Raw genomic sequence first — 13,655 nt, 5'->3', positions numbered from 1 at the left:
TAACGAGCCGTTTGACCTGCTCATCCAACTGGTGGGCGATACTGGGTTTGAACCAGTGACCTCTTCCGTGTCAAGGAAGCGCGCTCCCACTGCGCCAATCGCCCGTGCCTTGTTGCCGAGGTGGGGACGGGATTTGAACCCGCGTAGACGGCTTTGCAGGCCGTTGCCTCGCCTCTCGGCCACCCCACCGAGGTTGCCCCCGTCATGCGTGGCGGCATCTCCGAGCGGACGACGGGATTCGAACCCGCGACCCTCACCTTGGCAAGGTGATGCGCTACCAGCTGCGCTACGTCCGCACGCCCCCGGACGTTCCCGGGTGACGGATGAGAACTTTAGCCGAGCCGGTGAACGACTGCCAAATCGGGGTCGCCTCGGCGCGTCCTGTCGCCACCGGCGGGCCCGAGACCACTGCCGGCACGCTTCCTAGGGGGCTGGCCAGGTGCCTCAACGGGTCACCGACCGTCACCCTCCGACGCCGTCGGGCCAGGAACACCAGCGCCGCCTCGGATGCCGGCCGGCGGACCTCTCCGCGCGCCGACCACTCGCGGCGGACCTCGGCGAACGCTCCTGAAAGAACGACCGACACCTACCCCAGGAAGTGTCCGGCTTCCGACTCTCGCATCAAGGATCGGGCGGGGGCGGTAACTGTTCGTGTTCACCCGAATGGGCTACGGTAACGGTCGTGACGAGACGTGCGGCCGAGATCCGCCTGGATGCCCTGCTGCGCACCGCCTGTGACGTGATCGTGGAGCGCGGTCTGGCCAACACCCGGACGGCGGACGTGGCGCAGGCCGCCGGCGTGAGTCAGGCGTTGGTCTTCTACCATTTCGCCACTAAGGAGCGGTTGCTTGCGCAGGCTTTCGCGTACGCGGTTGAGCAGGATCTGGCCCGACTGGACGCGGTGACGCGCTCCTCGGCCCTACCGCTGACCAAGCTCCGCCGGATCCTCAAGCTCTACACTCCGGCCGGGCGGGCAACCTCCTGGTCCATGTGGATCGACGGCTGGTCCGAATCGCTGCGTACCCCAGAGTTGGAAAAGGTCTCCCGCCGGCTCGATCTGCGCTGGCGGCAGGATCTGGCCGCGGTGATCCGCGCCGGAGTGGCCGACGGCACCTTCCAGTGCGCAGACCCGGACGGGGCCGCCTGGCGGATCAGCGCGGTGATGGACGGCCTCGCCGTCCAGCTCGCCGTGCACGACCGGGTGATCTCCCGCCGCCAGTTCGGCGAGTGGGTCCGGCTGGTCACCGCCCGGGAGCTCGGGCTAAACCTGGCGGACCTGGACTGAGCAGCCGGACCCACTCGCCGAACTGGGCACCAGGCCGGGCAAAACGGCTCGGCCAGCCCCGCCGACCGGAACAATCGACAGCATGGATCTGATCGAGGCGTACCGCCGGAGCCTGGCCGAATTCGTCGACCGGGTGGATCAGATCGAGCCTGGCCAGTGGTCCGACCCGACGCCCTGCCCGGAGTGGGACGTACGCGCGCTGGTCAACCACGTGGTGAGTGAGGACCGGTGGAGCGTCCCGCTGCTCGCCGGCCGGACCATCGACGAGGTCGGCGACCGGCTCGACGGCGACCAGCTCGGCGCCGACCCGATCTCGATGGCGCGGGAGGCTGCCGCGCAGGCAGAGATCGCGGCCACTCATCCCGACACGATCGACCGCGCCGTGCACCTCTCCGGTGGCGAGACACCGGCGGCGGAATACCTCCAGCAACTCCTCGCCGAGCATCTCATCCACGGCTGGGACGTGGCGGTGGCGATCGGGGCGCAGCCGCGTTTCGATCCGGACGTGGTCCGCGCCGCCGCCGAATGGTTCGCCGGCGAGATCGACGACTATCGGCGCAACAACCTCGTCCAGAGCGGCGTGCGGGTGCCCGACGACGCAGACGAGCAGGACCGCCTGCTGGCCGCATTCGGCCGCGACCCAGACTGGGCGCCGACCGACTGAGCAGGCGCAGCCTGCCGGGCGGCTGAGCAGGCGCAGCCCGCCGGCCAGCTGAGCAGGCGCAGCCTGCCGGGCGGCTGAGCAGGCGCAGCCCGCCGGCCAGCTGAGCAGGCGCAGCCCGCCGGCCAGCTGAGCAGGCGCAGCCCGCCGGCCAGCTGAGCAGGCGCAGCCCGCCGGCCAGCTGAGCAGGCGGTGACCGCCGGCCAGCTGAGCAGGCGGTGACCGGCTGGTCTCCAGCCGGCCAGGCCGAGCGCAGGCCACCGAAGACGGTACGCGGCCAGAAGCTCTCCCCCAACCGGGAGCTGGCCGGATCTCCGCCGTGGCGACCCGCACGGGGTGCCCCTGTCTGCGCTCGACGCCGAAGGACCCGTGGCCGGTCAGTGCCCGGAGCCACCCTGGTCAACCAGCGCTCCGCCCGCTCCCGCCCTGCGCCGACTGCTTCAGCCGTCGCAGCCTTTACAAGAGGCCGTCCTCTGCACAGTCGACTTATCTCGATTGATCAGCGCGTCGGCGGCCCTTTGGGCCTGTGTCAAAGCCCCTGGCCAGGCACGCGGGGTCGAGTTGAGTGGCGGCCGGGAGCTGGCCTTCGGCTCGACCGATGGCTTTGACACGGGCCCCAGACCTTGCCGCCACCACGATCCACTGATATTCACAGATGCACATGCGTCACAGCGCAGTGACGGCCGGGCGATCGCCGGCCATCTCGCTCCCACGAGGAGGTCCCGTGCCACAACCGGAGTGGTCACCCCCGATGAGCCGGCGTCGACGCCGGCTCATCGCCGTCCTGGCGACGACGGCGACCCTCGCCGCGCTGCTCCCCACCAGCGCGAGCACCGCCGCCCCCGCGGGTGGCGCACCGTCCACCGAGCGCCGGTCCGGACCGTTCGCCGAGGGGCACGCACCCGCCGACGTCGACAACCGCACCGGCACGGCGGCACCCGACGCCCGCCAACGCGGCCTGGCCCGGGCCGCCGATCCCGACGTCCGGTGGAACCGGCTCGGCACCCCGCAGGCGCTCGGCCCCGGCCGCACCCCCCTCGCCAGCGGGCTCCCGTCCGACCCGGAGGCCGCCGCCCGCGCCTACCTGACCGCCAACCGCGACCTGTTCGGGATGGACGCCGCTGCGGTGGCCAGCATGGAACGGGTGCTGGTCCGGCCGATCGGCAGCGGCGCGGTGGTCACCCTCCGGCAACGCTTCGGCGATCTGCCCGCCGGACCGGACGGCCTCGTCACCATCGCGGTCGCCAACGGCACGGTGCTCTCGGTCAGCTCCTCACTGGCCCGGAACACCGGCGCCCCGGCACCGGCCACCCGCACCGCCGAGCAGGCGTACGCCGCCGCGCTCGCCGAGGCGAAGCTGAGCGCCAGCGCGGTGGCCAGCCACACCGTGCGAGCCGTGGCGGTCCCCACCCCGCTGGACGGGCCTCGGGCCGCCTACGAGGTGACCATGATCGGCGCGGACACCGACCAGCCGGCCGCGTTCACCAGCTACGTGGACGGCATCACGGGGCACGTGCTGGTCCGGGAGGACCTCGTCGACTTCGACTCCGACAACCCGAGCTGGGCGGTCTTCCCGGCCACACCGCCCCGCGACCTCGACCCCGGGCAGGACCCCAGGGTGCGCTGGTGCGGCGACCCGTCGCCCGGCTGCCAGGCTGCCTCCCGCGACCCGGCCACCGGCCAACCGTGGGATGTTGACGCGGCCACCGGCACGCCAACCTTCACCTCGCGCGGCAACTCGGCGAACACGGTGCTCTCCTGGGGTGCGGGCACCCCGATCGTCCCGGCCACCACCAGCCCGGAACGCCGCTACGAATACCCCTTCACCGACCAGTGGCACCAGGCCCGCTGCAACCCGGCAGCGTTCACCTCCGCCCAGCGCAACGACGCGGACGCGTCGATCGCCAACCTCTTCGCCATGCACAACCGGCTGCACGACTGGTCGTACCAGCTGGGCTTCACCGAGTCGGCGTGGAACCTCCAGGCGGTCAACCTCACACCCGACGGGCTGGGCGGTGACGCCGAGCAGGGCCGCGCCCAGCAGGGCGCGCTGACCGGCAACCGAAACAACGCCAACCAGGGCACCATGCGCGACGGGCTGCCGCCGACCACCAACATGTACCTGTGGCAGCCGCTGGCCGGCGGGCCGTACCCGCCGTGCGTGGACGGCGACTACGACATGACGGTGATCGGCCACGAATACACCCACGCGATCACCAACCGGATGATCGCCGGCCCGGACAGCGGGATCGGCGGCCACCAGGGCGGGTCGATGGGTGAGTCGTGGGGTGACCTGCTCGCCGCCGAATACCTCTTCCAGCACGGGTTGCGCGCGCCCGGCGAGACGCCCTTCGTCACCGGGGGCTACGTCACCGGCAACCTGGTCAGCGGCATCCGCAACTACGACCTGAGCCGCAGCCCGCTCAACTATTCCGACATCGGCTACAACACCGGTGGCCCCGCCGTGCACGCCGACGGGGAGATCTGGGGCGCCACCAACTTCCGGGTCCGTTCCGCGCTGGTCAAGCGGTACGGCCTCGGCACCCCGCAGCGGCAGCTCGAATGCGCGCAGGGCAAGGTCGCCGCCGACAAGTGCCCGGGCAACCGGCGCTGGTCGCAACTGGTCTTCGACTCGTTCCTGCTCCAGGCCGCCAGCCAGGTCAGCATGCTCGACATGCGGGACAACATGCTCACCGCCGACCTGCTCCGCTTCGGCGGTGCCAACCAGGACCTGATCTGGGCCGAGTTCGCCCGCTCCGGGATGGGCCGGGACGCCGCAACCAACGGTGCCGGCGACACCGACCCGACGCCGAGTTTCGCCGCGCCGGGCGGCGGCAACGCGACGCTCACCCTGCGCCCGCGCGGGGACAGCGCCGACGCGCCCATCCGGGTGTACGTCGGGGCGTACGAGGCGCGGGCCGTGCCGGTGGCCGACACCGACCCGGCGACCCCGATCCCGGACACCGTGGAGCTGGTGGGCGGCACGTACGACCTGCTCGCCGTGGCCCCCGGCTTCGGGCACCAGCGGCTCAGCGTGGTCGCCAAGGCCGGTCAGACCGGATACGTGGACCTGCGGATGAGCCGCAACCTCGCATCCGCCGCGTCCGGCGCCACGGTCACCGGCGACGGGGTCAACCTGGACCGGATCGTCGACGACACCGAGGCGACGAACTGGGCGTCCCTGGACGGGGTCGCCGGCCGGCAGCTCACCGTGGCGTTGCCCGGTGGCGCCGCACAGGTGGTCACACGCGTGAACGTCAGCGCGATGCTGCGCCCGGCGATCACCGGTGACGCCGACACCGGCAGTCAGAACGCGCTCAGTGCGCTGCGCTCGTTCGCGGTGTCCGCCTGCAACGCGACGACCACCGACTGCGCGGATCCGGCACGCTGGCAGCGGATCTACACCAGCGCGGGCGACGCGTTCCCCGGTGGGGCGTACCGGGCATACAGCCGGGACATCAACCTCCGGACGTTCGCGGTGCCCACCACCCTCGCCACCCACCTGCGGCTTGAGGTGCTGGCGAGCCAGTGCACCGGCGGCCCGCAGTACGCGGGCGAGCAGGACGACGACCCGGCCACGACGACGGACTGCGCGACCGCCAGCCCGGCCCGGAGCCAGGTCAGGATCGCCGAGTTCCAGGCGTTCTCGAAGTGACACCGTGGGGGCCGGCGGATCGCTCGCTGGCCCCCACGGCCCTCGATCAGCGGCGGGCCGGTCGCCAACTGTCGGCCGGGGCCGGTCGCTCCCAGCGCCGGTCGACCGGCAGGTCTTCGACCTCGTCGCTCGTGCGGGTCAGGTGACGCAGCCGCAGCAGCAACCCCACCCCGAGCGAGAGCAGCAGCCCGCCGAGCAGGAACGCTGCCTGCACCGCGCCGAACCCTCCGGACTGCGAGACCGGGCGGCCGGGCGCCGGTGGCGCGGCGTCGACGGGTTGGTCCCCGATCGGCTCATCCTCGGACGTGCTCTCCTCCTCGGGCGTGTTCTCCTCCTCGGCCGGCGTACTCGCCGGGTCGCTGGGCTGCGGCGGCGTGGCGGTCGGCTTCGGCGTACGGGTCGGGATGCCGCCCGCCCCCACCACCGAGCGGGTGGCCGTCTGCCGGGCCAGCAGGCGCGCGTTGGCGTCGTACGCCTCGGCGGCGAGGGTGACCCGGCCCTGGGTGACGTCCTCGTCGAAGGCCACCCGGTAGCGTGCCGTGACCGTCCGGCCCGGGCAGAGCGTGCCCGGGTCGAGCTGCCGGTCGGTCAGCCGGGCCACGTCACCCTCGGTCCGGACATCCAGCGGAAAGTCCCCGTCCTCCTCCACCCGATCCATCTTCACCTGGTCGAGTCGGACGCCCTGGACGCTGAGCACCATCGACCACCGCACCTTCACACAGCCGCCACGCCGGTCGGTCCGGGAGACCACGGCGGACACCGTGCGCACCTGCTCGCCGGCGGTGAACCGGGCCGGCAGCCCACTCAGCTCGGTGGTGAACGCCGCCTGTGCCGGAGCGGCCAGGGTCAGCCCCACCCCGCTCAGGCAGGCCAGCACCACCCCTGCTCTCAGCGCATACCGCCACACCGTCACCACCGCCGCCTCGCCTCCGGTCTTCCCCACCCCGCAACGCTAAAAGCGGGGCACCGACCCGACCAGACGGGTGTGTTCGCACCGAACGGCAAGGATAGGGTGGGTTTTCACCGACGGTGGTGAACCGGTCACCGCTCCCCCGCGACACGCCGGTAGTCGGGCCGCTGGGACAATCGGCGACGTGTCCGAGCTCTCCAGCACGTTCGTCCGGCTGCACGCCCGGCTGGCCCCGGTCCCCTTCGTCCCCGAGGTGCGGCTGCACCAGGCCGACGAGCCGATCGGGCTGTGGGAGCTGACCGAGGGCGAGTTCTCCACCGACCGGCCGCCGCCGTTCTGGGCGTTCGCCTGGGCCGGTGGGCAGGCGCTCGCCCGATACGTGACCGACCACCCGGAACTGGTCGCCGGCCGCCGGGTGCTCGACCTCGCCTCCGGCTCCGGCCTGGTGGCGATCGCCGCCGCCCGTGCCGGCGCGGCGTCGGTGCGAGCCGTCGAGGTGGACGAGCTGGCGGTGGCGGCGGTCACGCTCAACGCCGAGGCCAACGGGGTACGTGTCGACGCCGAGTTCGGCGACATCCTCGACTCCGACGCCGGCGACGCCGAGGTGGTGCTCGCCGGCGACGTCTTCTACAGCGACGCGATGGCCCGCCGGGTGCTGCGGTTCCTGCTCCGCGCCACGCGGGCCGGCGCGCCGGCGCTGGTTGGCGACCCCGGCCGGGCGTTCCTGCCCCGGGACCGCTTCGACGAGCTGGCGGCGTACGACGTGCCGGTGCCGGAGGCGCTGGAGAGCGTCCGGGTGAAGCGCACCACCGTCTGGCGGCTGCGGGCCGGGCTGCCGGGAGCCGCCAGCTAGCGTGTCCGGGTGCTGTTCCGCAGCTGGGCGCAGGTAACCGACCCCGCGTGGCCGGACGTGACCCGGGTGCCGGACCACGTCGGCGGCACCCACCTGCTCGTCACCCGACACGCGCTGGTCCGTCAGGTCCTCGCCGACCCGGTCACCTACCGGCCGGACAACGCGCTGGACGCGGTGACACCGATGCCGGCGACCGCGCTGCGGATGCTCGCCGGGCACCGGTTCCGGCTGCCGCCGACCCTGGCGAACAACTCAGGTGCCAGCCATCCCCAGATCCGGACGATCGTCGCGGACGTCCTGCATCCCGCCCGGGTCGCCGCGCAGCGGCCCTGGCTCACCACGCTGGTCCGAGACCGGGTCGCCCAGATCCGCGCCACCCTAGACGCCGGCACGCCTGTCGATTTGTACGCGGACCTCGCCGCCGACCTGCCGCTGCTGGTGCTGGCCCGGCTGGTCGAGCTGCCGGACGCCCCGGTCGGCGCGGTCAAGGAGTTCGCCCGCGCCGCGCTGGAGTTGTTCTGGGCACCGCTGGACAACGACCGCCAGGTGGCCCTCGCCGCGGAGGTGGGCCGGTTCCACCGCGTACTGCGCGACTTCGCCGCCACCGGCGGCGGGTTGGCCGCCGAGCTGCGCGCGGCCGGGCACCCGCCGGACGTGGTGGTCGGCGCGCTGTTCTTCCTGCTGGTCGCCGGGCAGGAGACCACCTCGCAGTTCCTCACCCTGCTGCTGCACCGGTTGGCCGGCGAGCCCACCGTGCGCGCCGGCCTGCGCACCGGCGAGGTCGCGGTGGCCGACGTCGTGGAGGAGGGGCTGCGGCTGGAACCACCGATCGTCACCTGGCGGCGGGTGGCCGCGACGGACACCACGCTGGGCGGGACGGCGGTGCCGGCGGGCAGCAGCCTCGTGCTCTGGCTGGGCCGCGCCGGCCGGGACCCAGCGGTCGTCGAGGCCCCCGACGAGTTCCGCCCGGGCCAGCGCGGCTCGCGCCGACACCTGGCGTTCGGGGCGGGCGCGCACCGCTGCGTCGGTGACGTGCTGGCCCGCATGGAGGCTGCCGTGGTGGTCGCCGAGGCCGCGCCGCTGCTCGACGGGGTGACAGTGGTCCGCCCGCCCTGGTGCCCGGACAATCTCACCTTCCGGATGCCCGACGCCTTCGTGATCGCCGCCGCCCGTGCGGGCAGCACCGAGGGGGCGCGATCCTGACCTTGACCCGATATGTTTCCGGGCGTGTTGTCAGCCCCCGTGCGCCGCATCGTCGCGGCGGTAACGCTTCCGACCATCCTGGCGCTGAGTAGCTGCACAGCCGACCCAGGCCAGGCGGCCCACGCCCGCCAGGTCGCTGCGGGCCCGCCGAGCCCGTCCACCCCACCCCCGACGCCGTCGACCTCGCCGTCCCCGACGCCGTCGACCGCAGCGTCCCCGACGCCGTCGACCGCACCGTCCGCGACGGCGAAGCCCGCACCCGGGACCCTGGAGTGGTACGTGTCCCAGGCGCCGACCTTTCCCGAGGCGCCACCACCGCAACCGGTGCAGTTGCCGGCGACCGGGCCAGCCCCGATCTGGCACCGCCTGCCGACCGAACAGAAGGTCGCCTTCATCACCATCGACGACGGTGGCCTGGCCCGTCCGCCTGCGGTGGCCGACTTCATCTGGCAGGCGCACATCCCCGTCACGATGTTCCTGAACTCACCGGCGGCCGAGGAGCACGACGTCTACTTCCGGCAGATCGAGGTGGCGGGCGGGGTCATCGAGAACCACACGATCAGGCACACCTCGCTGGCTGGCCGGTCGTACGGCCACCAGAAGCAGGAGATCTGCGGCGCGGCGGACAAGCTGGAGGCGTTGTTCGGCAAACGCCCCACGCTGTTCCGCCCCCCGTTCGGCGAACATGACAGCACCACGTTGCAGGCCGCACACGACTGCGGCGCGAAGGCGGTCTTCCACTGGTCCGAGACCGTCCACGAGGGAAAGGTCCGCTATCAGACCCCGGAGAAGGTGGTACGCCCCGGCGACGTGCTGCTGATGCACTTCCGGCCGGCCCTGATGGACGACCTCCTCGCGGCGTTGAAGGCGATCCACCGGGCCGGGCTCACGCCGGCACTCCTGGAGGACTACGTACGGTAGTCATACCGTCGCCGGCATGACGAAAGTCAGGGTCGGGTGGTGCCGTTCGGGCGCAGTGGAGCAGCAGCTTGCTCGCCTAGCGTCGTCGCATGATCACATTACGTGGGTTGACGAAACGGTTCGGGGCGACCGTCGCGGTCGACGCGTTGACCGTCGACATCGCGCCCGGCCGGGTCACCGGCTTCCTCGGCCCCAACGGTGCCGGCAAGTCCACCACCATGCGCATGATCCTCGGGCTGGACCGCCCCACCGCCGGGCAGGCGCTGATCGGCGGGCGCGCGTACCGGGAGTTGCGTCGACCGCTGCACGAGGTGGGCGCGTTGCTCGACGCGCGGGCCATCCATCCGGCCCGGTCCGGCCGGGCGCACCTGCGCGCCATGGCCCACAGCAACGGCATCCCGATCCGCCGGGTCGACGAGGTGCTGGGCATCGTCGGGCTGGACGAGAAGGCCGCCGCCAAGCCGGGCCGGACTCTCTCCCTCGGTATGGGTCAGCGGCTCGGCATCGCCGGCGCGCTGCTCGGCGACCCGCCGGTGCTGATGTTCGACGAGCCGGTGAACGGCCTCGACCCGGACGGGGTGCGCTGGGTGCGGCAGCTGATGCGCTCGCTGGCCGACGAGGGACGGACGGTCTTCGTCTCCAGTCACCTGATGAGCGAGATGCAGCTCACCGCCGACCAGCTCGTGGTGATCGGCCGAGGACGACTGCTCGCCGACGCGCCGATCGGCGAGGTGATCGCCGGCAGCACGGTCGCGGTCCGGGTCCGCAGCCCGCACCCGGACGGCCTGGCCGCCCTCGCCACGAGCCTCACCGCCGCCGGCGCGAGCGTCGAGGCGGCCGACCGGAACGAGCTGACCGTCACCGGCGCCACCGCGGACCAGGTCGGGGACCTGGCGTACGAACTGAGGGTACGACTGCACGAGCTGAGCGCGCACGCCGCGTCGCTGGAGCAGGCGTTCATGGAGCTGACCGCCGACAGCGTCGAGTACGCCGGCGGCCCGACCGAAGGTGGGCAACGATGAGCACGCAGACCGACGCGGGCAGTCGTCCCGCCACCGCACCGGCCGCCGGTGCTCCGGGCGCCTTCCGAGGGGCGGTGGCCGCCGAGTGGACCAAGCTGTCCTCGGTCCGCAGCACCTGGTGGACGGCGCTGGCCGGGCTGCTGGTGATGGCCGCGAGCGCCGGTCAACTGGCCATCTACGCCGCCAACGGCAACACCAACGACGACCCGACCGACGACCGGGGAATCGTCACCGTCGGCAGCGTGCTGATCGACTCGGTCGAGTTGACCCAGTACGTGATGCTGGCGCTCGGCCTGCTGGCCATCACCGCCGAGTTCACCAGTGGCACCATCCGGACCACGCTCCAGTGCACCCCGTCCCGTGGCCGCGTACTGCTGGCCAAGGCCGCCGTCGCCGGCGCGGTCACCTTCGCCCTCGGTCTGCTGCTCGGCGGCGTCGGCACCCTGGTCGCCCGGCCGGTGCTCGGCGAGTGGGGCAGCGCACCGGCCGCCGAGACGATCGGCGACATCGTGGCGGTGGCCGCCTACCTGGCGCTGGTCGGCGTGCTCGCCCTGGGCCTCGGCGCTGCCCTACGGAGTGCGGTGCTCACACTCACCGTGCTCCTCGCCACCCTGATGATCGTGCCGCTGTCCCTTCAGGAGCCGGACATCGACGTGCTGAACCGGATCGCCGACGTGTTCCCCGGCGTGGCCGGCGGGCACTTCCTGGCCGGCGACACCGAGCCGTACCCGAGCCTGGTCGGCCTACTCCTGCTCGCCGGATGGGCCGGTGCCGCGCTGCTGCTGGGCCGGGCCGCGCTGCGCCGTCGCGACGCGTAGAGGCTGACGGGCTGAGCGGGGGCCGCGCAGGCCCCCGCTCAGCCGTCGACCAGCCCCGCTTCGTACGCGAGGATCGCCGCCTGCACCCGGTTGCGCACGTCCAGCCGGGTGAAGATGCTGGTCAGGTAGCTCTTCACGGTGCCCTCCACCAGATGCAGCCGGCGGGCGATCTCGGCATTTGACAGCCCCGCCCCGACCAGAGCCAGCACCTCCCGTTCCCGCTCGGTCAGCCCGGCCGTACGGTCCCGCGCGACGGGCCGGCGCGCCAGCCTCCCGGCACCCAGCTCGATCACCCGGCGGGCCACCTTCGGCGACAGGTACGCCCCACCGTCGGCGACGGCGTGCACACCGGCGATCAGCTCACGCGGATCGCCGGCCTTGAGCAGGAACCCGTTTGCGCCGTGCCCGAGCGCCCGGGCCACGTGGTCGTCCTCGCCGAACGTGGTCAGCATGATCGTCGCCGTTTCCGGCACGACCCGGCGGATCTCGGCGGCGGCGGCCAACCCGTCCAGCCGCGGCATCCGGATGTCCAGCAGCGCGACCCGAGGTCGGTGGGCACGGACAAGCTCCACCGCCGCGTGCCCGTCACCGGCCTCGGCGACCACCTCGATGCCGGGGTCGCTGGCGAGGATGGCCCGGACGCCGGCGCGGATCATCGCCTCGTCGTCGGCCAGCACCACCCGGATCGGCGGTGCCCCCGTCGTGTCGGTGTCCACTAGGCGATCCACTCCTTGCTGACCAGCCGGCCATCGGTGAAACAGAGCCGCCAGGTCGGCTCCGCGAGGGGGAAGTTGCCGTCGGTGTAGTACTCGCATCCGGCCCGGTCGACCCCCGCGGGGCGTTCCAACTGCCGCCGGGGCAGGCCGTTCAGCTCCGACCGGGCGGTGCCGACGCGCATCTGGTCGAAGGTGTCCCGATTCAGCACCGTCCCGGCGGTCGCCACCGAGTAGTGGACGAGGGAGAGCACCAGGGCGAAGCCGGCCGGTGCCAGGAGCGCCACGAGCAGACTGCGCCGGACGCGTCGGCGGGCGTCGTGCAGCCGCCGTTCCGCATCCGCCGGCCGCTCCACCGGACCGGGCTCGCCGTCGCCGGACCGTGCTGCCAGGCCCATCACAGAGGGCGCCGACTCGATCGCCTCCAGCGGCGGCGCACTCACCGGCAACGCCGCCCGTACGGCGAACCCCCCGTCACCGCGTGGGCCGGCGTCGAGCGTCCCACCGGCGAGGCGGACCCGCTCGGCGAGGGCGAGCAACCCGCTGCCCTGCGACGTCGGAGCGGGCAGCGGCCCAGCCGGCGGGGCGCTGTTGACGACGGTCACCTCGACCCGGTCACCGTCGTGGGTGAGGCGCACGTCGACCGGGGCACCCGGTGCGTACCGCGCGGCGTTTGTCAGCGCCTCACGGACGACCCGGTGGGCCGCGTGGCCGGTCATCGCCGGTAGGTCCGCGACCGCCGGGGCGGCGTCCATCCGTACCGCCATGCCGGCCTCCCGGGCACCTTCGACCAGGTCGGCGACGGTCTCCCCGCTCGGACGCACCGACGCACCGCCCTCCTCGCGGAGCACCCCGATGATCTCGTGCAGCCGCTCGGTCGCGGCGGAGACGCTGGCCCGCAACTCCCCCGCCGCGGCCCGGTGCCGGTCGTCCAGGTCGGCAGCTACCTCAAGGGCGGCGGCGCGCAACGCGATCAGGCTGAGATCGTGACCGAGCGAGTCGTGCATCTCCCCGGCGATCCGGGCCCGTTCCCGCAGCCGGATCCGCTCGGCGGCACCGCGCTCCTCTCGGGTCAACGCCTCGACGTGGCGACGACCCGCATCGGCCAACTCCTGCTGCTGGCGCCGGTACCGACCCACCAACCAGGGGAACACCGCGGCGAAAAGCAGCACCGAGGCGAGCAAGAACCAGGTGGCCGCGCCGGTGCCGAGCAAACCCAGGTTGAGCGCCGTGCCGCCGCCCGCGATCAGCACGAAGACCACGGCCGCCGGGGCCGCTGTCGCGCTGCGCCGCCCGGCGAGGTAGCTGAAGACCGGGATGGCGAACACGAAGTTGCCATCGACGACCGACCCGAGCACCACCAGCACGAGGGCGACCAACGGTCCGCGTCGACTCGCCACCACGGCCGCCCCCAGGAGCAGCAGCTTCCCGACGAGCAGCGGCAACGCGTACCGCGGGTAGGGCGGACTGAGCCCGGCGTAGCCGACCGGGGCCGCGACCACCGCCCAGAGCAGCGCGTCCAGCAACAGGCGACGCCGCCGGTCCGGCGAACCTGGCGGCGAGAGGTCGAGGATCCGCACGGCCGTCAGGCTACCCATGCCCGACCTGCGCGGA

The 13,655-nt window shown here is 72.9% G+C and carries 11 protein-coding genes and 3 tRNA genes; 8 read left to right on the top strand and 6 right to left on the bottom strand.

The annotated features are described in order from the left end of the window. Positions 1 to 29: 29 nt before the first annotated feature. From ACLQ28_RS12830 to ACLQ28_RS12820, 3 genes are all read right to left on the bottom strand, one after another. Positions 30 to 104: transfer RNA gene (locus ACLQ28_RS12830), tRNA-Val, on the bottom strand. A 14-nt stretch (positions 105 to 118) separates the two neighbouring features. Then, positions 119 to 189 (bottom strand) — tRNA-Cys (locus ACLQ28_RS12825). A 34-nt stretch (positions 190 to 223) separates the two neighbouring features. Next, positions 224 to 296, bottom strand: a tRNA-Gly gene (locus tag ACLQ28_RS12820). A gap of 386 nt (positions 297 to 682) precedes the next feature. Here ACLQ28_RS12820 and ACLQ28_RS12815 point away from each other — a divergent pair. From ACLQ28_RS12815 to ACLQ28_RS12805, 3 genes are all read left to right on the top strand, one after another. Continuing rightward, on the top strand, positions 683 to 1,285 hold the full coding sequence (locus tag ACLQ28_RS12815; protein ID WP_425686451.1) for a TetR/AcrR family transcriptional regulator: 603 nt from the start codon (positions 683 to 685) through the stop codon (positions 1,283 to 1,285). A gap of 82 nt (positions 1,286 to 1,367) precedes the next feature. Then, positions 1,368 to 1,949, top strand: a complete 582-nt coding sequence (locus ACLQ28_RS12810) for a TIGR03086 family metal-binding protein (protein ID WP_425686450.1) — start codon at positions 1,368 to 1,370, stop codon at positions 1,947 to 1,949. A 721-nt stretch (positions 1,950 to 2,670) separates the two neighbouring features. Further along, on the top strand, positions 2,671 to 5,601 hold the full coding sequence (locus ACLQ28_RS12805) for a M36 family metallopeptidase (protein WP_425686449.1): 2,931 nt from the start codon (positions 2,671 to 2,673) through the stop codon (positions 5,599 to 5,601). A gap of 46 nt (positions 5,602 to 5,647) precedes the next feature. Here ACLQ28_RS12805 and ACLQ28_RS12800 read toward each other — a convergent pair whose 3' ends face one another. Further along, positions 5,648 to 6,544: a hypothetical protein gene (locus ACLQ28_RS12800; protein ID WP_425686448.1), complete on the bottom strand. Its 897-nt coding sequence runs from the start codon at positions 6,542 to 6,544 to the stop codon at positions 5,648 to 5,650. A 151-nt stretch (positions 6,545 to 6,695) separates the two neighbouring features. Here ACLQ28_RS12800 and ACLQ28_RS12795 point away from each other — a divergent pair, with 151 nt between their 5' ends. From ACLQ28_RS12795 to ACLQ28_RS12775, 5 genes are all read left to right on the top strand, one after another. After that, a complete protein-coding gene (locus ACLQ28_RS12795) occupies positions 6,696 to 7,364 on the top strand; it encodes a class I SAM-dependent methyltransferase (protein ID WP_425686447.1) in 669 nt (222 codons plus the stop codon). A 9-nt stretch (positions 7,365 to 7,373) separates the two neighbouring features. Beyond that, positions 7,374 to 8,567, top strand: coding sequence for a cytochrome P450 (locus ACLQ28_RS12790; RefSeq protein ID WP_425686446.1), 1,194 nt, complete (start codon positions 7,374 to 7,376; stop codon positions 8,565 to 8,567). 24 nt (positions 8,568 to 8,591) lie between these two features. Continuing rightward, positions 8,592 to 9,488: a polysaccharide deacetylase family protein gene (locus ACLQ28_RS12785; RefSeq protein WP_425686445.1), complete on the top strand. Its 897-nt coding sequence runs from the start codon at positions 8,592 to 8,594 to the stop codon at positions 9,486 to 9,488. Between the two features lie 89 nt (positions 9,489 to 9,577). After that, on the top strand, positions 9,578 to 10,510 hold the full coding sequence (locus tag ACLQ28_RS12780) for an ABC transporter ATP-binding protein (RefSeq protein WP_425686444.1): 933 nt from the start codon (positions 9,578 to 9,580) through the stop codon (positions 10,508 to 10,510). Further along, positions 10,507 to 11,328, top strand: coding sequence for an ABC transporter permease subunit (locus ACLQ28_RS12775; protein ID WP_425686443.1), 822 nt, complete (start codon positions 10,507 to 10,509; stop codon positions 11,326 to 11,328). The genes ACLQ28_RS12780 and ACLQ28_RS12775 overlap by 4 nt, the downstream gene beginning before the upstream one ends. A gap of 38 nt (positions 11,329 to 11,366) precedes the next feature. Here ACLQ28_RS12775 and ACLQ28_RS12770 read toward each other — a convergent pair whose 3' ends face one another. Continuing rightward, entirely contained in the window at positions 11,367 to 12,044 is a 678-nt protein-coding gene (locus tag ACLQ28_RS12770; protein WP_425686442.1) for a response regulator, read from the bottom strand. After that, the gene (locus ACLQ28_RS12765) at positions 12,044 to 13,621 is read right to left on the bottom strand and encodes a sensor histidine kinase (protein ID WP_425686441.1); all 1,578 of its coding nucleotides are present in this window, start codon (positions 13,619 to 13,621) and stop codon (positions 12,044 to 12,046) included. The genes ACLQ28_RS12770 and ACLQ28_RS12765 overlap by 1 nt, the downstream gene beginning before the upstream one ends. Positions 13,622 to 13,655: the final 34 nt, after the last annotated feature.

The organism is Micromonospora sp. DT201 (assembly GCF_049841575.1).
Lineage (GTDB): Bacteria > Actinomycetota > Actinomycetes > Mycobacteriales > Micromonosporaceae > Micromonospora.
This window is presented reverse-complemented; position numbering and strand designations above follow the sequence as displayed.